14 protein-coding genes are annotated in these 21740 nt (G+C 59.2%); 6 read left to right on the top strand and 8 right to left on the bottom strand.

What is annotated here, in order from left to right:
- Nucleotides 1-4 precede the first annotated feature (4 nt).
- A complete protein-coding gene (locus F3J10_RS10765; RefSeq protein WP_167242042.1) occupies nucleotides 5-1249 on the top strand; it encodes a glycosyltransferase family 1 protein in 1245 nt (414 codons plus the stop codon).
- On the opposite strand, the gene F3J10_RS10760 is transcribed toward F3J10_RS10765, so the two are convergent.
- The 6 genes from F3J10_RS10760 to F3J10_RS10735 form a co-directional block, all read right to left on the bottom strand.
- Nucleotides 1244-2374: a glycosyltransferase family 1 protein gene (locus F3J10_RS10760; protein ID WP_167242041.1), complete on the bottom strand. Its 1131-nt coding sequence runs from the start codon at nucleotides 2372-2374 to the stop codon at nucleotides 1244-1246. The two genes, F3J10_RS10765 and F3J10_RS10760, sit on opposite strands and share 6 nt — an antisense overlap.
- Nucleotides 2371-3264 (bottom strand): GDP-mannose 4,6-dehydratase, encoded by an 894-nt coding sequence (locus F3J10_RS10755; protein WP_167242040.1) that lies wholly within the window; start codon nucleotides 3262-3264, stop codon nucleotides 2371-2373. Before F3J10_RS10755 ends, F3J10_RS10760 begins: the two co-directional genes overlap by 4 nt.
- A 3-nt stretch (nucleotides 3265-3267) precedes the next feature.
- Nucleotides 3268-4302 carry a GDP-mannose 4,6-dehydratase gene (gene gmd, locus F3J10_RS10750; protein ID WP_167242039.1) on the bottom strand — a complete coding sequence of 345 codons (1035 nt, stop codon included), beginning with the start codon at nucleotides 4300-4302 and terminating at the stop codon, nucleotides 3268-3270.
- Nucleotides 4303-4390: 88 nt separating this feature from the next.
- Nucleotides 4391-7696: a glycosyltransferase gene (locus F3J10_RS10745; protein ID WP_167242038.1), complete on the bottom strand. Its 3306-nt coding sequence runs from the start codon at nucleotides 7694-7696 to the stop codon at nucleotides 4391-4393.
- A gap of 31 nt (nucleotides 7697-7727) precedes the next feature.
- Entirely contained in the window at nucleotides 7728-10487 is a 2760-nt protein-coding gene (locus F3J10_RS10740; protein WP_167242037.1) for an FkbM family methyltransferase, read from the bottom strand.
- Between the two features lie 201 nt (nucleotides 10488-10688).
- Nucleotides 10689-11882, bottom strand: coding sequence for a polysaccharide biosynthesis/export family protein (locus F3J10_RS10735; protein WP_167242036.1), 1194 nt, complete (start codon nucleotides 11880-11882; stop codon nucleotides 10689-10691).
- Nucleotides 11883-12072: 190 nt separating this feature from the next.
- Between F3J10_RS10735 and F3J10_RS10730 the strand changes: the two genes are divergently transcribed.
- From F3J10_RS10730 to F3J10_RS10720, 3 genes are all read left to right on the top strand, one after another.
- A complete protein-coding gene (locus F3J10_RS10730) occupies nucleotides 12073-13224 on the top strand; it encodes a glycosyltransferase family 1 protein (RefSeq protein ID WP_167242035.1) in 1152 nt (383 codons plus the stop codon).
- The gene (locus tag F3J10_RS10725) at nucleotides 13225-15252 is read left to right on the top strand and encodes a capsular biosynthesis protein (RefSeq protein ID WP_240155509.1); all 2028 of its coding nucleotides are present in this window, start codon (nucleotides 13225-13227) and stop codon (nucleotides 15250-15252) included.
- Nucleotides 15253-15361: 109 nt separating this feature from the next.
- The gene (locus tag F3J10_RS10720; RefSeq protein WP_167242034.1) at nucleotides 15362-16783 is read left to right on the top strand and encodes a mannose-1-phosphate guanylyltransferase/mannose-6-phosphate isomerase; all 1422 of its coding nucleotides are present in this window, start codon (nucleotides 15362-15364) and stop codon (nucleotides 16781-16783) included.
- Nucleotides 16784-16893: 110 nt separating this feature from the next.
- On the opposite strand, the gene F3J10_RS10715 is transcribed toward F3J10_RS10720, so the two are convergent.
- The gene (locus tag F3J10_RS10715) at nucleotides 16894-17526 is read right to left on the bottom strand and encodes a class I SAM-dependent methyltransferase (RefSeq protein WP_060000161.1); all 633 of its coding nucleotides are present in this window, start codon (nucleotides 17524-17526) and stop codon (nucleotides 16894-16896) included.
- 281 nt (nucleotides 17527-17807) lie between these two features.
- Between F3J10_RS10715 and F3J10_RS10710 the strand changes: the two genes are divergently transcribed.
- Nucleotides 17808-18647, top strand: coding sequence for a class II glutamine amidotransferase (locus tag F3J10_RS10710; RefSeq protein ID WP_167242049.1), 840 nt, complete (start codon nucleotides 17808-17810; stop codon nucleotides 18645-18647).
- A gap of 149 nt (nucleotides 18648-18796) precedes the next feature.
- Complete coding sequence (locus tag F3J10_RS10705) at nucleotides 18797-20359, top strand: right-handed parallel beta-helix repeat-containing protein (RefSeq protein ID WP_167242033.1); 1563 nt, start codon at nucleotides 18797-18799, stop codon at nucleotides 20357-20359.
- A 40-nt stretch (nucleotides 20360-20399) separates the two neighbouring features.
- Here the strand turns inward: F3J10_RS10705 and F3J10_RS10700 are convergent, their stop codons facing one another.
- Nucleotides 20400-21536, bottom strand: coding sequence for a class I SAM-dependent methyltransferase (locus F3J10_RS10700; RefSeq protein WP_167242032.1), 1137 nt, complete (start codon nucleotides 21534-21536; stop codon nucleotides 20400-20402).
- Nucleotides 21537-21740 lie beyond the last annotated feature (204 nt).

Raw genomic sequence — 21740 nt, 5'->3', positions numbered from 1 at the left:
CGTCATGAAAGTCTCGACGCGCTACATCCTCGCCTGCCTGCAACATATGGCAACCTGGTGGCGTCTCCCCCTCGCTCAAACGGCAAGGCGACGGCTCGCGCCATTGCGCGACGTCGCCGCGTCACGGACGCCTGGTCCGCGACAGTTGTTGATCGATGTGTCAATCATCGCCGCCCATGACGCCGGCACCGGCATCCAGCGGGTCGTCCGCTCGCTCGTTCGAGCCTTGCTCGCGTCACCGCCCGAGGGATACGTCGTGCGCACTGTCAAGGCAACGCGCAGGCAGAGCTATACGTATGCGAATCAGTATCAAGCTCGCATGACAGGTATTGCTGGCGCTTGCGACGATGAACCGGTTCGTGTCGCATCGGGCGATCTCTTCCTCGGCCTCGACCTTGCGAGCCGAATCGCACCCAGCAGGCAACGCGATTTCCTATGCTGGCGGGCCAGTGGAGTCCGTTTCGCATTCATCGTCTACGACATGCTGCCAGCGCTCCATCCCCAATGGTTCACCCGGCGTGCCGTGCGTTCGTTCGACACCTGGCTGACGACGCTCACCATCCATGCCGATGCCCTGTTCTGCATTTCAGCATCGGTGGCAGAGCAAACGCGGCAGCGGATCGGTATTTCGTCCTTGCCGGTATGGTGGTTTCATCTCGGCGCGGATCTGCCGGTCGCTCCAGCGCCTACACCATCCGCAGCATGCATCTGCGGATTGCGAATCCTGATGGTCGGCACCATAGAACCGCGCAAGGGCCACGCCATCGTGCTCGATGCGTTCGAACGACTCTGGCGCGACGGCCTGGATGCGCAGCTCGTGATCGTAGGACGCGCCGGATGGGCAGTCGAGGCGCTTGTCGAAAAGATCGAGACCCATCGGGAAACCGGCCGGCGCCTGCAGTGGCACGCAAGCCTCGATGATTCGCAACTGGAACAGTTGTATCGCACCGTCAACGGACTCGTGCTGGCCTCCGAGGGAGAAGGCTTCGGTCTTCCGATCATCGAGGCGGCCCGATACCGGCTGCCTCTCCTGCTGCGAGATCTTCCGGTATTCCGTGAGATTGCGCGAGAGCATGCGACCTACTTTCGAGCCCAGGACGGCGCTGCGCTCGCGTCGCAACTCAAATGCTGGATGGACGACCTTGCCGCGGGCACCGCTCCCACCAGTGAAGCAATCGAACCGCTAACCTGGTCGGCCAGCGCGAGCCAGTTGAAAGGCCTGATAGCCCGTCTCGATACCGCGTCATGAGCCGCCAAGGTGGCGATAGACGTCGATGGTGCGCATCACGCAGCGCTGCCAGGTGGCTTGCCCCGCAAGTTCAAGCCCTCGTGCAATTGCCCGCCCACGCCAGTCCTCATCCGACAGGACCATCTCGATACCTTGCCGCAACTGCTCATGGTCATCGGGATCGACCTGCCACGCTGCGCCGCCTGCCACCTCCGGCAACGACGAGGTATTCGAGGTGAGCGCGGGCACGCCGCTGGCCATCGCCTCGAGCACGGGAAGTCCAAAACCTTCGTAGAGAGATGGCATGAAAAACGCGTGTGCTCCCGCGTACAGTGTCGGCAACTCGGCTTCGGGAACGAAGCCAAGATACTTCAACCATCCTTGTCGTTCAGCTCGCTCTATCTGATCGAGCAAGCCCTGGTTGAGCCAGCCACGACTGCCCACGAGAACCAAGGGATAGTTGAGTCGCAAGGCTGGCGACAGTTCTGCGTAGGCCTCGATCAGGCGATCGAGGCGTTTCCGTGGCTCCAGCGTCGAGACGCACAGCGAATAGCCACCAGGCGCCAGCCCGTATGTATCGAGCTGTAAAGCAAGCTCGGCATAGCCTCGCGGCCGGAACCGCGGGCTGACGCCGAGCGGCACCGCGCTGATACGGTCGAGAGGCCATCCGAAGAAGGCCGCCACCTCCTGCCGTACAGACTCGGCATCGGTGATCAGATGCCGTGCGCGCTTCAGGCTGCGCGTGAAATTGCGATCGAACTGACGCAGACGCTCCTCGGGATGGGTTTCCGGGAATCGAAAAATCGACAGATCGTGGACCGTGATGACGCCCGACTCGATGTCTTCGGGCAGAAAATAGTTCGGTGAATGAAATAAATGATCGCGGCTTTCTCGTGCGGACACCCATCGACGAAATCGGCGATTCCCACGAACGATTCGAGGCAGTTGCCGGAATTTACGCCGGGAGGCGGACGCGTTGCCATCCAGCAACGCCATGGGGTCGTCGATCCAGCCGCCGGCGAAGTAGAACTTCACTGATGACAAGGCATACTCGGGTTGCACGAAGTGCCGCGCCAACTCCCAGGCATAACGCCCGATTCCCGTCAGCGGTGGCACCACCGCGTCGACCGCCAACGCGACCTTCAAGGTTTGTCCTCGAGCATCCAGGCTAGCGTGTCCTCTAATTCGATGACGTCGACCTCACCGATTGCATCTCGCAAGCGGCGATTGTCCCCTACCAGCTTGTGTACCTCGTTGGTACGCACGAAGGCGGAATTGATACGAATCTCGGGATGGTGGCCGGTCAAGCCCGACATCATGTCGAGCACGTCCTTCAGCGTGTGACCTACGCCCGAGCAAACGTTGAACGTCTGGCCAGAGAAATCTCGGAAAAGCAGTTCCGCATAGGCGCGAACCACCATCCGGACGTCGGAGAAATCACGCACGACATGGATATTGCCCAGTTCGAGCACCGCTGACCGTTCACGAAAATTGGCGACGATCTTCGGCAACAGGAACTTCGCCGCCTGCCCCACCCCGGTATAGTTAAACGGTCGCACGATCGTTATCGGTAGCTGATCGGCCGACAACCTGGCAGCAAATTCCGCGGCCAGCTTGCTGATCGCGTAGTCGTTGGCGGGCTGCGGCGCCACCGTCTCGTCGATCAACTCGCAATCGGCATTGCCGTATACATTGGCGCTGCTGGCGACCAGCACGGCTTGCGACCCACTGCCTGTTGCTACAAGCGCATCGAGCAGGTTGCGCGTTCCGACCACGTTGGTCCGATAGATCGAGTCGATATCACCGTGGGCCACGAAGGCGATGGCCGCAAGATGAACTACCACCTCGGGACGCAGTTCAGATAGCGCGTCCATCAACCCCGCACGATCCAGCAGGTCGGCTTCGCGAACCGGCCATTGATCAAGCATCGACGATCGACGCGCGAGCCCGTGCACCTCATGCCCACGGGCCGCCAGTTCATGTGCGAGATAGCGCCCGGTAAAACCGCCGATGCCCGTTATCAGTACCCTTGCCATGGATCAGAACGAAAACCCGGCTTCGTTGCGCCGGATATCGGCCAGGACCATCATCTCGCACAGCGATTCAAGTGTGGTATGCGGTTCCCATCCGAGTTCCTTGCGAGCCTTCTCGGGGTTACCGATCAACAGTTCGACCTCGGCCGGGCGGTAGAACTTGGGATTGATGCGCACGATAGTTTTGTTGCTGTGTGCATCGATACCCACTTCGTTCTCGCCCTCCCCGTTCCATTCCAGGCGCATGCCGGCCGCCCGTGCTGCCATGGTGACGAAGTCGCGCACTGTCTCGGTACGATTGGTAGCAAGCACGTAGGTATCCGGCCGCTCCGCCTGCAACATCAGCCACATGCCTTGCACGTATTCCTTCGCGTAACCCCAGTCGCGCTTGGCGTCGAGGTTGCCCAACTCGAGCACGTCGAGTTTTCCGAGACGGATCTTGGCCATGCTGTCGGTGATCTTGCGCGTGACGAATTCGCGTCCACGCAGCGGCGACTCGTGATTGAACAGGATGCCACTGCAACCGAAGATCCCGTAGCTTTCTCGATAGTTGATCGTGATCCAGTGGCCATAGAGCTTCGCCACGCCATACGGGCTGCGAGGATAGAACGGCGTGCTCTCGACCTGCGGAATCGCCTGCACCCGGCCGAACATCTCGGAGGTGCTGGCCTGATAAAAGCGAATGGCAGGATTGACGATCCGGATCGCCTCAAGCAGGTTCAAGGGGCCGATTCCGGTGATTTCGGCAGTTGTGACAGGCTGCTCGAACGACACGCCGACGAAGCTCTGAGCAGCCAAGTTATAGACCTCGGTGGCCCCTGTCGTCTGCAACAGGCGAATGCTGGCGCCAAGATCCGTCAGATCGTATTCGACGAGATGCAGGTCGGGGTGACGCTCGATACCGACTTCGGCAATACGCCAGAAATTGACCGAACTGGTCCGGCGATAAGTGCCGTACACGGCATAGCCTTTTTCGAGCAGCAATTGCGCGAGATATGCGCCGTCCTGCCCAGTGATGCCGGTGATGATTGCCTTTTTCATGGTGCTCCGCCCCACGTTGAACTACACGATCCGTTATCTGCAACTGAACCGGACTCTCCATTACACCGAAATGACCGGCAACTCGATCCTAGAATGCGACTTCGGCAGGTCGTGTCTCATCGCATGCGCCGATCAGATCCGCATAGACCCTGATCGCCTGGGCTGCGCTATTACGGCTGCTGAATCGGCGAATCTGCGCACGCGCGCCGACCGACAGTCGATCCCTCAATCCCGGTTCATTCAGGACCCGCACCACTTTTTCCGCGAGAGACGTGCTCCGGTCCGGCTCGAACAGCAAGCCGCACTTGCCGTCTGCAACCACCTCCGGAATCGCACCACTGCGTGATGCGATGACCGGCACACCATGCACGAACGCCTCCAGCGGCACCAAGCCGAACGATTCATAGCGCGACGGGAATACCAGGCAATGAGCACGCGCCAAGATCTTGTCGCGGGTCGCATCTGCCACCTCGCCGAGAAAATGCAGGCGCTTGCGAGCGTCAGCCGATACCATCTCGACCGCACGATGCTGCCAGCCCTCCGGGTCGCGACCAGCAATCAGCAATCGAGCCTTCGGATTCGATTCCAGGATGCGCTGGGCGGCATCGACCAGCAGATCGATACCCTTGCGGCGCTCCAGACGTCCGACGAAGACGACCAGCTTGCTGGATTCGAGTTCGCCGTCCGTGAGATCTCTCAGGCCTTCAAACGCCGAATAGCCGAGATTCACGTCGAAAAATGGCCAATAGGCGATGCCGCAATGCGCCATTTCCCAGCGCGCGTCGCGCTCCACTCCATGCTCCTTCTCCACTGTCCCGGCGATCGATTCACTGATCGGAATCACCGCGTCGGCATGGCGCAATAGGGACCGCTCCGCCTCGACGAACAGTTCCGTCACGCGCTCCGGCACCGACCATCCATTGATGCGCGACGTTACCGGGAACGGCGTCACGAGCCGCAGCACCAGCGGCGGCCGCGAGTCGGCGGGCACCAGCGAGAAAGCCAGCGACTCGCTGTCCCACAATGCCGAATCGACAACATCGATCGGGCGCTGACGATGCAATTCGCTCAGGGCATGCAAGGCACTCAGGGACCATTGCAGGTTGGTGGTAAAGCCGTTATCCAACCCATTGACCCACGCTTCAGGCTGGATCTTCGAGAAGTAAATCGAAAAACGCCCCTGCCGATGCAGCTTGTCCTCGCCAGATGGGGTAATGATCGATACTTCATGTCCCATCAACAGCAGTTCGCTGGCGAGGTGGTAGTAAAGCGTCCCAACACCACCGTTTCCAGCGAAAGGTGGAAATTCGCGTGTCACGATGCAGATATGCAGACGTTTCACATCAAGGTCGCAACGAGGATAGTCCACTTTGATGGCATATGGCTGGAATGCCTCCGGCGGCGGCGACAGTCGACGCGTCTTCGGAAATGCAAGAGCATCCTTCAGGCCGATACCGATTCCCTTGTGAATCGCCTGCACGTACTGGTCGCGCTCTACCGCCTCGAGCTCGCCAGCCTTTACAGCAGCATCCAGCGGTTCGATACGCTCCACTTGCATGCGGTCGCTTACATAATCACGCAGCTCCGTATTGCTCAGGCCGGAATAGGCTGCGATGAAATACGCGGTGTTCTTGCAGATGGTTTCCCAGTTGTACTTGTATTTGCCTTCGCGGTTGTGGCTCTGCGCAAACTCGTGACGCACGATCACATCGTCCGAGTATCCAATCAGCTTGCCTTGGGCCTGCAGGCGGAAGCACAGCTCGGATTCGTCGAGGTAGTAGTCGAACTGTTCGTCAAAACCATTCGCAGCGCGCAGGTGGCGAGACGAAAACGTCGCATTGGTGCCGGTGTTATATCGATACCAGCCGTCCCGGCCAATCTCGGCGCTGTCGATGTTGACCTTTGCTTTCGCGTACTTGTTGATTCCGTTGTCCTGGGCCTGGAACCAGAATGAGCCCGCGTAGTAGGCAGGGCCGCCCAGGCCGGCCGTGGTCATCGGGCGCCCGTTGTATTCGCGAAGCAGGTTCTCGATCCAGTCGTCGAACGGAATCGCATCGTCGTCGATGAACGCGATCACATCGCCATCGGCAAGCTCGATCCCGATATTTCGGGAAACCGACAGGTTGCGTTTGGGATTCTGTGCAATCTTGATACGGCCGGCATGGCGATCCAGCACATCCTGCGTGCCGTCGTCGGAAGGGCCGTTGACGACGATCACCTCGAAATCGGAGCAAGTCTGATGTCGAAGATAGTCTAGGCAACGCTCGAGATAATCGCGCCGGTTATACGTGCAGATCACCACCGACACGGTTCGATATTGCCGGCGCGCGGGCAATACCGGGCGCAGGGCCGCCAGCATCAGGCGGGCTACTGCATCTGGCAGGAAACGCGCCGCGTTGAGCCGTTGAGCTTCCAGTGCCGAGGCCCGAGCCGTGTCATCTCGCATGAAGCGAGCGATATGATCCTGCACATCCTGCAGATCATGGGCAAGCCCGGGCTTGCCGCCCATCGTCTCTCCAATCGCCGTAGTATTCAGCGCGACCACCGGCAAGCCGCGCAACGGCGCTTCGACCAGCGGCACGCCAAATCCCTCATGCTCGCTCAGGGATACGTAAAGAGAGGCCTTCGAGAACAATGCATCACGCTGTTGATCGGAAATCTTCCCCGTCAACTGTATGAGATCGCGCATGTTTCCCGCTTCAATTTCATCGAGCAAGGCCTTGAAGTAGGGCTCGTCGTGCTCATACCCGCCAGCGATATAGAGCTTCTGCGCATACAGCGGATTGATGGCTCGCATACGCTTGAACAGCTTGACCAGTTCGATCTGGTTCTTGTTCGGCGCGATACGGCCCAGGAATAACCATGCACCGGCCTCGCGACCACCAGGCTTGACCTCGCCCACATAGGCAGGAACGATGATCGGTACTACGGAACAGGCATCCGGATCGGCACCAAGGGCGCGCAACTCGCTCAGATTGAATTCGCTGTCCGCCCAAAAATAATGGAAGCAGTCCAGCATCTCCCGCAATTGCTCTCGGCCCTGGCGACAAAAGCGATACAGCTTCGACTCCTTCTCGAAGAAATCGTGCGGCGTCACGTTGTGATAGACCAGGATCTTCGTGCAATACTGATCGGCCAGGAGCTTCAGACTATGTTCCGCGTAGCCATAGAAGTGATAGATGACGACATCTTTTTCCGTCAGCCGGAGCTCGCCGAGATCCGATCGATAATTTGCCACTTTCTCACTGAACCACTTCGAGTGGATCGATGCCTCGAAGCCGCTTCGCTTGAACAGGTCATCGAGTGCGATCACATTGTTGGAAACCGCATCACCAAAATCCAGTGCTTCGGTAACCTGAATGATCCTGCCAGAAAACGACGTATTGAATTGCATACCTGATCCTGTTGAGCACTGTCATCCGGATTTAACGTACGAATTGCGAGGCTTCCCTTGACGAGGCAATCCTGTCCTTCAGGGCATCGATGATTTCACGCGGCGTGCCGTGTACCGGCAAATCGAGGTTGCGGACGATCGAGGCCTTGCGCGTTGCGCCAGTCGAGGCGTTCCCGCCGCCGGTCGCGAATTCGTCACGCGTCGGCAGTCCGATGTCGCTGGATGAACGCAAACCGGGTAATAACTGCGCCTGCATCGACGACATCTCGCGCATCAGTTCGTCGAGGTGTGCATGAACACGCTCGACGCCGAGTTCCAGCACGTCGACTCGGGAGTGAATCTCGGCTTGGCCCTGTCCGTAGAGATACTCGAGCCGATTCATCTGCGCGCGCACATCCTTGCGGCGCTGAAACATGCCCCACAACCAATGCCGTGAAGAACGCTCCTCGGCCAGCAGTTCGGCAAGCCCCGGCAACTGGGAACGAACCGCCCTTGCTTCCACCGAGCGCATGATCTGCGCGATCACACTGCGCTTGCCGTACCCCTTGCGCAGGCGGTTCAGGTAATACCCGGCACCTTCATGGTCGGCGCTGCGATTCAGCAGGACCTGGTAGGCGCTATCGACGAACTCCAGGCCCGCGAGATCCAGCAACTGATTGACGTGCGCGATTTTCTTCATGACTGACTCGAATTCAGAGCTGTGATGGATATGTTGGTCGGTCGCATCGGACTGGACAGGGCGAGAGACCGGGATTGGCGCCGAAGGAATGTCGTCGAGCCGGTCAGCGGCGTCGCTGCCGCCCAGCAATGGGAACAGGCGCGCCTGCCTGCGCGGCAACCTCAACGCGTGCAAGGGCGCCAGAATTCGCCAAACGAGCGTCTCGCGCAAGCGAAGCAATTCCCTCTCACCGTCCTGCAGACGGCCGACTTCGACATCGAGCGCCGCCTTCTCACGCCTGACATGCAGTAATTCCTGCTCGAGCGCATCGAACTGCTCCTGCATTCGAAGTTGCGCCTGCTGTCGCTCCTGATCCAGGCGTGCCACGTCCTGCTGATGCCCCGCCCAGATCTCATGCATGCTGGACCGTTCCGCATGCAGCGTCATGATTTCCTCGCGAAGCGCCTGCTCGCGGTCAGCATGCACGCGTGCTAGATTCGTCGAATGCTCCTCCAGCGCTTCCCGCAAGGCCTGCAGTACGCGGATCTGGTTGGTCTCGACGGCAGATATTTCGTTGCGCAGGCTCTCCTCTCGCGCCCCCCCTTCCTGGATCGCCCGATCACGTTCCCGCTCCAGATGCTCGACCTCCGCGCGCAGCACCGACTCGCGATGCAGAGCAGCAGCCGTCATCGCCTCGCCCTGCTCGATCATCTCGCTACGCAACACATCAAGCGCTTGTCGATGCGCTTCGGCACTGTCCCGCAACTCGCTCTGCAGGCGCTCGCGCTGCACATCGAGGTCGGCAACCAGACGAGCAATATCCTGTTGCAGTACCCGCTCGCGCAGATCCGCGGCCGTGCGAACGTCGTCAATCTCGGCACGATGCGTGTGTTCGGATTGCTGTAGGGCGAGGCGCAGCGTCGCCTCGTTGTCACGCGACTGTTCGCGTGACTCGGCGAATCCCTGCTCGCGCTCCAACAGTCGTTTCGTCAGGACGGCCAGTTCTGATTGAGCCGCCGCCAGCAGTTCGTGCAGCCGTTCCTCCCGGGCACTGAATGCATCGAGAAGTCGCTGGCGTTCTGTCATGGCCGAAGCCGAGAGATCGAACAGCTTGCCCGACAAAGTCGAGATGCCAAGCGAATTACGGTTTAGGACGAGGAATTGCCGGCGAGCATTCCGAAACTGCAGTTCGAGCAAGCGCTCCCGAGCCAATGCCGCTTCCGGCCGCAATTCCTTTTGCCGCCCGATTTCCTGGAGGCTTTCCGATAACTTTTCCGACAGGATATTTTCATGCTCGATATAGCCACGCAATTGCTCGCGGTGTTCGCGTTCACGCGCATCGAGACTGTCCTGAAGCACCGATATTGCACTTCCGAGCGACTCGACCTGTCGCTTCAATTCCTGTTCCCTGTTAGCGGCTTGCTGATTGACGAAATCGCAAAACGGTGCACTAGAATCGCCCTGAAGCGCAAATCCGTCAAATACGTTCGGCGGCGCCGCGAAGGCCGTCTTACGGTCGGCGTGCGCGGGGGACAGGTAGAAACGATTCAAGCCATCGAAATAAACGAATTCATAACCCTTGTCGAGTAACAGTGGCTCCCATTGATTCCAATTGGGGACCGACGAATTCGGCAACGTGCTTTCCACTACCACGATCCATGGTCGGCTAGGGCCCTTCCAGCCAAGCAGAACATGCTTTTCCATGCCCTCGACGTCGATTTTCATCCAGTGAATCTCACGTGCGCCGAGCTCGGCCAGCACATCATCGAGCGTCACCGCGACAACCGAGGTTTGCCGCGACGGAATGCCATGCTCACCATGCTGCTTGGCTATCGCGTCGATGCCGGTGGACAAGCCTGACATCTCGTGAATCACAACGGTGCCGCGCTGATCGGACACCGCAGCCTGGATGACTATTTCGTCGGGACGATCCTGCTTCAGGCGTTCGACGTCTTGCGCAATCGGTTCAACGTGGATGCCTCGCCAGCCCCGTTCGTAGAACGCCCGGCTGACGGAATCGATCCGTGGATCATGCGCGCCGACATCTACATAACTACCTCGCTCGATATCGGACAGCGCACGCCATAGCATGACGTCTTCGAAATTCTGTGCGTATGAAACGAAACTTGCCATAAAGGGATGGGCAAACCATTCGATTTCAGCTACGAAAATTGCGCATGATGTGAAGCCACGCGCAGCTCCGGAATTGCACGTCGCATAAGCACATGATCCACTCGACTGCCATGCGCCAGCCTATCCCGACAATTCATTCTTCACACATATATGCATCGGGATCAGGACAGCCTTCTCGCATGGACGAGAAGGCCGGTGCCATCACTTGAATGCCTGTACCCCGGTTACGAGCGGGTAAGCTACCGAAAATACCAGATTCAAAACCTTCTGCAATTCGGCAATCGGAGCATTCGATACGTAGAGCAGATCCTTGTTGTCCATGGTGAAACTCTGCGCGACGAAGAAGGCCTTCGGATCACGCAGGTTCATTCGATAGATGACCGGGACCTTGCCATCCGCAGTAGTACGAACCGGCTTGACCGGCCACGGCAACGCACTCGCATCCTCGAGACGGAAAATGAAGACACCCTGCGCATCCGAACGCGAATCATCCAGGCCGCCGGAGCGCGCGATGGCCTGAGCCAGCGTGATCCCCTTCGATTCGAAGGCCACCTCCTGATTCTTTCCCGTTGCCCCCAGCGAAATGAAGCTGTATGGCTGGAACAAGGCTGTCACCACGTCGCCGGCATGGAGCGGAACATTTTGCCTGGGGTCACGGATCACGCTCTCGAGCGGAAGCGAAACCACCGTGGAACCGCGTGTGACCTGCAAGGTCACCTTGTCGATCGATTGGCGCACGCCGCCGGCGCTCGCCAACGCATCGAGCAGGCGTTCGCCGCGTGCCGACAACTGCATGCGGCTGCTCGAATTGACGTCGCCGACCACTGTCACGTAAGAGGTCACGTTCTGCGATAGCTTGACCAGCACTTGCGGGTCATGAGCAATGCCTTTCAGCCGACTCGTGATTTCTCGAGCTAATTGATTAGGGGTTTTGCCTAAGGCTTTCAACGAACCGACAAACGGGACATTGATGTCACCGTCGCCATCGATGGTCTGATCGGGCAGCACAGTCACACGCGCATTGCTGGTACCCGACGCGGACGAGGCACCGTGCGCGTCAACCGGCGCCGCACCAAACAGCGTGGCCGGGGGCGCCTCCCAGATCGATACCTCGATCACATCGCCGACCCCAAGCTGCTGCCGGAACGCGGTGCCATTGCCAAGTGTCGTCGCGAAGTCGCCGTGACTGCGCTCATCGTACAAGCGACGCGCCACCTCGTCGGTAAGGTCGACCACCTGAATGCCTGCCATTCCCGCCGTCGATTCCGCCGACTGGGTGGACTGACTGGTGATCTGTGCACGACTCGGACCGGAAGTTGGTAGCGAAGAGCAGCCTGCAAGCGCGGCTGCCACGAACATAGCGAAAAAAGTAAGCTGACGAGGTAGACGCGACATGTGTTGCAAAGGTGCAAGGAATCGGCGAGGCGAAATTGTCTCATGCCGGAAGATATAATAAGCTTGTTTTTTTAGTTACCGTTCGCAACATCGGTCGACCGGGAATCGCGGAACAATCAAAGCAGCCCTAACGTACACAGCCCCCTTCGGCAACGCCTTAGCAGTACGAATCCTCTTCGACGACAGCCGAGTGCCTCCCATCCTTCTAGACGTAACGCGCCTGCTCACACGGCTGCACGATGGCCTGATCCCCACCGGCGTCGACCGCGTCGGCCTCGCCTATGTCGAACAATATGGTCAGCGTGCCCGAGCCGTGCTCAGCGAACGCGGATACTCCACTGTCCTGTCGCGGCGCACCTCCACACACCTGTTTTCACTATTGCTCGCATCGCGACGAGATCGCTGGGAAATCCGCCGCATCGTGGCGGATGCGGTTTTGAGATCTCTTCGACCCACGCGCCTCGACTCGGCAATCCTGCTGCATACGAGCCACTCCGGCATGGAGTTTGTACGCTATTACAACAGCATGCATCAGCGCAATGTCAAATCCGTGTTCATGGTGCACGACCTGATACCGCTCACGCATGCCGAATATTGCCGGCCCGGCGTAGACGCGGCACACCGGGCACGCATCCATACGGCCTTGCGAAATGCCAGCGGCCTGATTGCCAACTCCCAGGACACGCTCGATGCGCTCGCCGACGAAGCACGCGCTTCCGGATTGGCGCTACCACCCTGCACTGTCGCGCGCCTCGCGCCGGCGATTAGCCGCGGCAAAACCTCTGCGCGCCCTATCGAGGCGCCGTATTTCGTCATGCTCGGGACGATCGAGCCACGCAAGAACCACTGGTTCATGCTGCATATCTGGCGCGAATTGGCGAAGCGGCATGGCACGTCGGCACCGCGTCTGGTAATCGTCGGCCGCCGTGGCTGGGAATGTGAAAACGTTGTCGACATGCTGGAGCGTTGCGCCCCGATACGAGAACTCGTCATCGAGGAGTCCCATTGCAGCGACGACCGACTCCAAGCTTGGCTGCAGCACGCACAAGCCCTGCTGTTTCCTTCCTTCGCGGAAGGCTACGGCATGCCGCTGGTCGAGGCACTGGCATTGCAGACACCGGTGCTGGCCAGCGATCTTCCCGTCTTTCACGAAATTGCAAACAACATTCCGGAATATATCGCCCCACTCGATGGCACCGGTTGGCTTGCGAACATCACCGAATATGCGCGACCGAACAGTCTGGTGCGTCATGCCCAAATAACGCGCATATCCAACTTTCGCGAGCCGACATGGCGAGAACATTTCCAACGGGTTGACGCATTTCTGGAGACCCTCGGGTAAATGACGGCACCAGACACATCGACCAAGGATTCGGCGCCCCTCGTCCCTCCGCGTCCGCCGTCGCTCGCTCCGGGCGCCAGCTTCGGCGGCTGGCTGAGGGGCAGGCCCCGATTCGTCTGGACCGACAATCCGCTGGGCATGTTCGCCGCGCGCATCGCGTCATGGCTACAGCTCGACGCAATGCCGATATGTACCGGCCCGATCCTGCCGCGCGGCAGCCAGGGCGGTCCGCCACTCTCATGGTTTCAATTGCGGTCGACGCGCGGTACGGGTCATTCCCTGGTGACAACCATCGGCGAGTATCTGCTGACACCGTCGTCCGCATTCGAGCATCGGGAAATCGCCAGCTTGATGCGTCGGGTTGTCGATTGTGATGCTCTTCACGTACGTCGCCGCATTGCGCAACTTCCAGCCGCGTGGCACCAGCCGCGTGCAAAAAAGCGCGTCGTCATCGTCGATGAACGGACCACGACACATGCAGATGTGTGCACGCCGCGACGCCACCGACGTAGACACTTCAGCCGCTTGGTCGACGCGGCAATGAACACGGGCGGCGAACTCTGGCTGCTCAGATCCGCCGATCCCGGCTCGGGAACCTGGCTATCGCAGGGCGACTCTCGCCTGAGCACGCTGCCCGTGCTCGACAGCACCCATTCGCTGACCGAAGTATTGAAGATGACCGACGAGGTCCATCTAATTGGTGCCTCGGAAGGTATGGCCGCGCTAATCGCTGGCGTTTCGGTCCATGTCCACGGCAGCCCGTATTACGCGGGCTGGGGGCTCACATTCGATTCGCCGCACGTTCCACGACGTGGCGTCGCCCATGGCATCGACTCGTTGTTCAGGGCCGTTTTCCTCGAGGCAGCCGTCTATGTCGATCCACACAGCCACGAGATCGGCGAGCTCGACACCTTACTGGACAGTATCGAATTGCAGCACGACGTGGCAAAACGGTTCGTGGATCTGCAGGCCATCGCGGCAGTCGCGTTCCAGTGGTGGAAGCGCCCTTATGCAACCCCCTACATCACGGCAGGCGGCGCCACCCTGCGCTGGGTGTCGCAGGCAACGGCGGTACAGCCAGGAGAACTGGCCGCGATCTGGGGTGGGCGCCCGGCCGAGACACTGCCGTCCGGTGTCGGGCATTTCCGGATCGAGGACGGTTTTCTTCATTCCGACGGCCTCGGTTCCGACATGTCCGCGCCGATGAGCCAGGTGCTGGACCGGTCGGGCATCTACTTTGACGCGAGCCGGCCTAGCGATCTGACGCAGATCCTTAATCGCACGGATTTCTCCAGGCATGAACTCGATCGTGCCGCCGCCCTGCGCTCGACCATCGTCGAACGAGGGCTGACAAAATACAATCTCGGCCGTCACGCCCCGACGTGGCGGTGCCCGAGCGGCAAACGCATCTTGCTGGTACCTGGGCAGGTCGCCGACGATGCCTCGATTCGCCTCGGTACTGGCGAAATCGGCACATCGGAGGCACTGCTCGCCGAAGTCCGGCGACGGCATCCCGCCGGCTTCATCGTCTACAAGCCGCACCCCGACGTGCTGTCCGGCAATCGGACCGGCCTGATCGAGGCGGGCGGGCTCGCCGATGTGATAGATACCGAGGCAGATCTGATCTCACTCATCGATATCGCCGATGAAATTCATACGCTGTCTTCGCTTTCCGGGTTCGAAGCATTGCTTCGGGGCAAGCATGTCTGCACTTATGGACTGCCGTTCTACGCGGGCTGGGGACTTACGCAGGATGCACTCGAACCACGATGGCGCGAGCGTGCGCTCACACTCGATCAATTGACGGCCGGCACCTTGCTGCGCTACGCCATCTACTGGGACTGGGAACTCGGCTTGTTTACGACCCCCGAGGCGGTCGTGCGCAGGCTCGCGGACAGTGCGGCGCGGCCCTTGAATCGAATCCGCCGTCGTCGCACACGATGGTTGCTCAAAGCCTACCGCTGGTCCAGGAATGCCGCCCGCCATCTTGCCTGGCGATGGGCCATGCGCCGATCGCGGATAAAATAGCAGATTGGCATGACGAACAAAACTCGATACGACAGCGTGGGATGAACAATCCTGTTTCGTCGGATCTCGTATCGGCCAGCATCAATACAGTCCATGGTGGAGAAATACAATGATTCATCCGGTAATTCTGTGTGGCGGCAGCGGCACCCGTCTCTGGCCCATGTCACGTGGAGGATATCCAAAGCAATATCTGAAGCTGACCGGAGAACACTCGCTGGTACAGCAGACCGCCTTGCGGCTTCGTCGAATCTCGGATGTTTCCCAGCCGATCATCGTCACCAACGACGAGCAACGCTTTCTGGTCGCCGAGCAGCTTCGCAGGACGGGCATCACGCCCTCGTCGATCGTTCTCGAGCCGGTGGGCCGTAATACCGCCCCGGCTATCGCGATAGCCGCCCTGCTCGTCCGAGACGAGCCAGAGGCACTCCTGCTGGTGCTTCCGTCCGATCATGTCATCCGCAATGAAGATGCATTTATCGCTGCCGTCGAAGACGCCGCCCGCACGGCCGCAGACGACAGACTCGTTACATTCGGCATCACACCGACACTCGCACACACGGGTTATGGCTATATCCGTCGTGGCGCGCCGCTGTCCGACGATACAGGTACGTTCGAAGTGGACGCTTTCGTCGAGAAACCCGACGCGGCAACCGCCGCACACTTTCTCGCCGATCCGGCCTACTCCTGGAACAGCGGCATGTTCCTGCTGAAGGCCTCCACCTACCTCGACGAACTGCGCAGCCATGCGCCAGAAGTCTTGGCACAGGCCGAAGCATCGCTGGCTACCGCGCAGCGCGACGCCGATTTCATCCGCCTGGGCGCCGATGCATTCACCCGCTGTCCGAACATCTCGATCGATTATGCCGTGATGGAGAAGACCAAGCTCGCGGCGGTCGTTACCACCACAGACCTCGGATGGAGCGATATCGGTTCGTGGGACGCACTTGCGGATATCGCCGAGCAGGATGAGCATGGCAACACCTTGACGGGTGACGTGTTCGCCTATCGCTCGTCAAACTCATACCTGCGTGCCGAGCATCGCATGATCGCAACGATCGGCGTCGATAACCTGGTCGTCATCGAAACCGCCGACGCGGTATTGGTCGCTCGCAAGGATCAAGCGCAGGACGTCAAGAAAATCGTCGAGTTGCTGAACGCCTCGGGCAGGCACGAATCGGTAACACATCGCCGGGTAGAGCGTCCCTGGGGCTCCTACGAAGGACTCGACCAAGGCGACCGCTTCCAAGTAAAGCGCATCGTTGTGCGTCCCGGTGCGCAACTGAGCCTGCAGATGCACCATCACCGTGCCGAACATTGGATAGTCGTCAAAGGCACGGCACTCGTGCGCAATGGCGACAAGGAAATCACGGTCACCGAGAATCAGTCGACCTATATCCCGCTTGGCACGCTGCACCGCCTGTCGAACCCGGGAAAAATTCCGCTCGAATTGATCGAGGTGCAGTCAGGCTCCTACCTCGGCGAGGACGACATCGTCAGATTCGAGGATACGTACGGACGCGCAGGCAAATAGACACACGTCCCGCCAGCGGATATGCAGCGCCCTGGATCGAATTCCGGCTCCGGGGCGCTTTCATGGAGCGACAGGAGGGCCTTGCACCGGCACATGCTGCCCTTCCATGCTCAGACGCGCTGGATCGCAATATCGCAGAACATGTTCTTTTCGAGCGCGAAGCCCACCACACGCCAACCGCCACCGACAACCATTTCGTTGACAGCCTGCACGACTCCATAAGGCCCATCGCCGAACGGATCGTAGAGGACGTAGTCGTTGAATACGATCAGGCCGTCCCGACGAATCTTCCTGCCAGACACTTCCGCGTCACGTTTGCAACTTTCGTAGTCGTGTCCCGCATCGACATAGATCAGGTCGAAACTGGCGTCCTCGTACTTCTCGAGCACATCGTAGCTGGGGCCTTCGTCAGCGATCACTCGATCACCGTATTTGGCAAAGCGATTCCGAAAGAAATCGATTTGCGTCATATTGTTGAAGAGTTCCGAGGAAGGCTTGCCCCAGATCATCGGATACTTGTGCATATCAAACAGGTCGATCGCCACGAATTTCTTGGGGATCAGCTTTTCCAGCATGAACTGCGAGAAATCGCCAGCTGCCACACCCAGCTCAGCCACAACGCCGCCCAGCCTGCCTAGAAAACCAACCATGTCGGCACGATTGGCAAACAGTCTTGCGCCTTCGATATGCTTCTTTTCCAGCGCGGGGAAATTCACATGAGTGTACGGCACGGAACGCTCCATGATTATCATCTGCCGATCAGTCGGCGTAGGCATTCTAACTGTCGAAATTGCAGCACGCCACCACCTGATTTCGAGCGACCCATCTCGCGTCGACATGCCTCCGGAAGACCGATTCGCGCCTGATGTCGCCAGGCACGCTCGCTCCCCAACGGAGCGTTCCGTCTTAACCACGCCGCCTACCTTACCGTCATCCTCACGACGGAACACACGACGTCAGCCAGCCGTTTCCGCTATCCTCGACAAGCGACGAATTCTCGATGCATACCCAGCAGGAGGTCCTCATGTGTCGCTGGCTGGCCTATTCCGGCAATCCGATTCCACTAGAAACAGTCCTGTTTCGCGCCAGGCACTCCCTGATCGATCAGAGCCTTCACTCGCGGCTCGGCGCCACCACCACCAACGGCGATGGGTTCGGCATCGGCTGGTACGGTCGCCCGGAAGAAATCCCGTTTCGTTATCGCTCGGTCCATCCAGCCTGGAACGACAGGAATCTTCGTGAAGTCGCGCGCGCCACCCACTCGCCGCAGTTTCTCGCGCATATCCGCGCCGCAACCGATACGCCGGTACAGGAAACCAACTGCCATCCGTTCCGGCACGGACGCTGGTTATTCGTACACAACGGCTTGATCCGCGGCTATCACAAGCTGCGGCATGATCTGATGATGCGGATCGATCCCGCCTTGTTTCCTTCGATCGAAGGCTCCACCGATTCGGAGATCATGTTCCATCTGGCCCTGACATTTGGGCTCGAACATGAGCCCCTCCCGGCTATCGAGCGTATGGCCGGCGCCATCGAACACATCGCTGCCCGACATGCGATCGATAAACCGATCAACATGACGGTCTGCGCCACCGACGGCGCACGGATCGTGGCGATACGCTACTCGAGCGAGCATCGTTCCCGTTCGCTGTTCCACAGCACGTCGTTCCGGCACCTGCACGAACTGTATCCGAACGATCCTCGCATCACGGCAGTCGGGGAGGATGCGTTCCTGGTGCTGTCCGAACCGCTCGTCGAACTTCCCGGCGCCTGGGAAGAGATTCCAGAAAGCACGGCTATCCTTGTCCATCATGGCAATGTCGAACAGCGACCGTTCTCGCCACGGATACCTAATCATTGATCACGCCAAAAGGCAAACCACGTGACCCATGGCCTCATTTACCAGCGAGCATCCAACTCTTGAAGCTACTCCATGGATATCGAAATGATCCGAGACCGCGGCATAGGGTACCTCCAAGCATTCGGGCATGCGTCTTGATAGGCGCACTGATGCTCGCCCCGCCAGGATCTAGCGCCTCGACAAACAGCAGCACGCAATCGGCCACCCCGTCCTCCGCGAGCGGGGAGACCTTCACCGGCAGCGACGCCACCGCCCATCGTGCGCCTCCCGGCGCCACGTTCGAATTCCAATTCCGGGGCGCAGCACTTGGTTCAAAACAGAGAAGCCTGCAGAGCAAACTGCAGGATATTGTCAACGTCCGGGATTTCGGCGCAGTCTGCGACGGATCGATGGAGCATGCCGACGCGGACACGGCAGCTATCGTTGCGGCAATCGCGTCGGTAAAAAGTGGCGGGGAAATCGATTTTCCGGCTGGGCGCTGCATGATCCGGCCGATGCAGTTCTCCGGCATCAACAATGTCAGGTTGATCGGCAAGGGGCGGCAGGCGAGCCTGCTCACACTGACGACATCCGGCACCGCAATGACATTTTCCGACGCGCAGTGGCTGACCATCTCGCATCTGGCCTTCGATACGCTGGGCAAGCCTCAGGCCTTACCGCAGTCAACCGGCTTGCGTCTCGACTCCGGGTCCAACAATGCGTTGCTCGACGATATTTCCGTGATTGGTTTTTCTGGTAACGGCCTTCAGTGTTTCGGGACACGCGAACGCCAGATATCGGGAATTCGAATCGCACACAGCTACTTTCTCGGCAATCGGCGCTCGAACGCAGCCTTCAATTATTGCAACGATTTTTCGATCGAGGGTAATCAGTTCGGAATGCTTGAGGGGTACGCTCATGCCGACTTCGGGTTCCTGGCTATTCACTCGAGCGCAGGGACCTACAACGGCAACTATCATTGGCAGAATGTCGTGGGCTTCAGGCAGGAAGATTCCAGCGACAATCGCATTCTCGGCAATCGTTTCGAACTGAGTGACCGCCAAGGCGTCGATATCGTCGGGGGCAGCGAATTGACCTTCGAAGGCAACGATATCCACACTAATTCCCAGGCGGGAAATGGCCGATACGACGATGCCGTGTTTTCCAGTGTCACCGACGCGCTCATCCTGGGCAACAAGGTCTATCACTGGGATGCGAGCCAGGCCCGCTGGGGCATCAATCTGGATGGCGAAAGCCGGAATGTCTCACTGGGCAAGAACAAGGTGTTCGCACACGGTTTTTCGCCGGCTTACGGGCCTTATCGCGTCGACACCGACGCCGTCGACGTATCGGGAGACCTGGACCTAACCGGCACCTCGGGCGCTCCTGTCGCGCCGGGCGGCACGGTGTTTCTCGGTCCAAACGGAGCGCATCAGACAGAGGCAGACGCCTACTACGTGATACCGCGCCGGGCGATGATCATGACGATCTACGCCGCCACCGAACAGGCCACCAGCAAGCCGGCGACCTTCGTCTATACCTTGCGCAAGAATGGCGCGCCAACCGTCATGACGGTCGGTTCGAAGCGGGGAACCACGTACAGCGTGAAAACCAACAGTTCTCAACCAGCCGTGCTCGTAGCGCCCGGCGATGTCATCGACATCCAGCTCACCAGTTCCGCCGATGCTCCCGCCACACGACACCGCTGGTACATCAGCCTGCTTGAGTACTAGGTGGGTTCACACGCATGAGCCCGTTCAGGATGGCTTTACGTCAGACAGACTGGAACGACGAGGCCGAAAAGAACAGGACCTGATCATCATGCGACAAGGGATTCTTGCGTCCCGTGGCAGCGATCTCGAGACGGTGCGGCGCGTGTGGGTCCAGCCCTGCGAACACCAGACGCCTGAAACCGGCATGTGCGCAATACAGGTCGGCTTCCCGCACATCATCGTCAACCGAAATCCTGGCGATACCGCTCCAGTCGTGAGCCCACATCAGCACCACGAGTTGCGAACCGGTAAACGACATGGACAATTCACCACCCGCCTTCGTCATATGGGCGCTGAGTTCCTTGTGGATGCCCATTTCTTCCCACACTCCTCTCTGCCGGACATCGCTACTAGTCAGACGACGCGAGTTCCGCTCGTATTGACGCGGACGATAGCCGGGCTTGGCCTGGGCCATCACAACAAAGCCGCAAGCATCTCGCGGGTTGTCGCGGCAAGCGCGAGCCCAGGTTTGCGCAATTGCCGGATTTGAAATGAAACCATCGATATCGGGGTGGATCGAAGCGTTGTAGCCCTGCCACTCCAACACGTCGAAACGAGGCGCCAGGTACGAATTCAGTTCGTCATACGTCATCAACGCGATATGTTCCGGGCCCACGGCATATTCCATGCCGAAGATCCGATAAAACCAGGGCTGTGGATTCGGCGTCGTCAGGATCAGGATGCCGCCAGGCCTCATCACCCGATAAATCTCATCGAGAAAGGCATCCGTATTTTCAACGTGTTCGATGCACTCCCCGGTGAAGAACACGTCCACCGACCCCGTTTCCAGAGGAAGCGTATTGCCGTCCGACACCAAGTATTTGAAGCGATTGCCGTAGGCAAAGTTGCCAGCCCTGGACTTCTGTTCAGAAATTGCCACGGCCTGCGCGGAAATATCGATACCAATCGCCAGCTTGCAGTCGTGCAATTTTTCGAAAACACATGCAAAACCCCAAGACCCCGTGCCGAAATCGACGACGACCTTGTCACTCAGATCCCCGAGCGGCAGCTTGTCCAGCAGTTCGATACGCTGGTTATGAGCCGCTTCCAGTAAAGGCGTGAACGGCTCATAGATCGAACCGGTCTCGAGGCTTTCCGAAAACTGGACATCGTAATAACTAGCAAAGTCTTTCGCCATTGCGCGCAGCACTCCAAATACAGGAATAGGATCAAATCGCCCGGCATCGTGATTTCCGATCACGCGATGCGCAGTTCGCCCGGGCCCGTGAACTGGCGGGCAGGATGCGGCGAAGCGGAATCATCGATGTTAGCAGCCTCGGGAAGTCCAAGCGATGACACATGAGAGATTACGGATTGCCCAAGACATTAACGCAAAAAAACC

The organism is Burkholderia sp. Cy-637 (assembly GCF_011753175.1).
Classification (GTDB): domain Bacteria; phylum Pseudomonadota; class Gammaproteobacteria; order Burkholderiales; family Burkholderiaceae; genus Burkholderia; species Burkholderia gladioli.
Note: the sequence above shows the minus strand (reverse complement) of the source record. Positions and strands in the feature narration are given on the sequence as shown.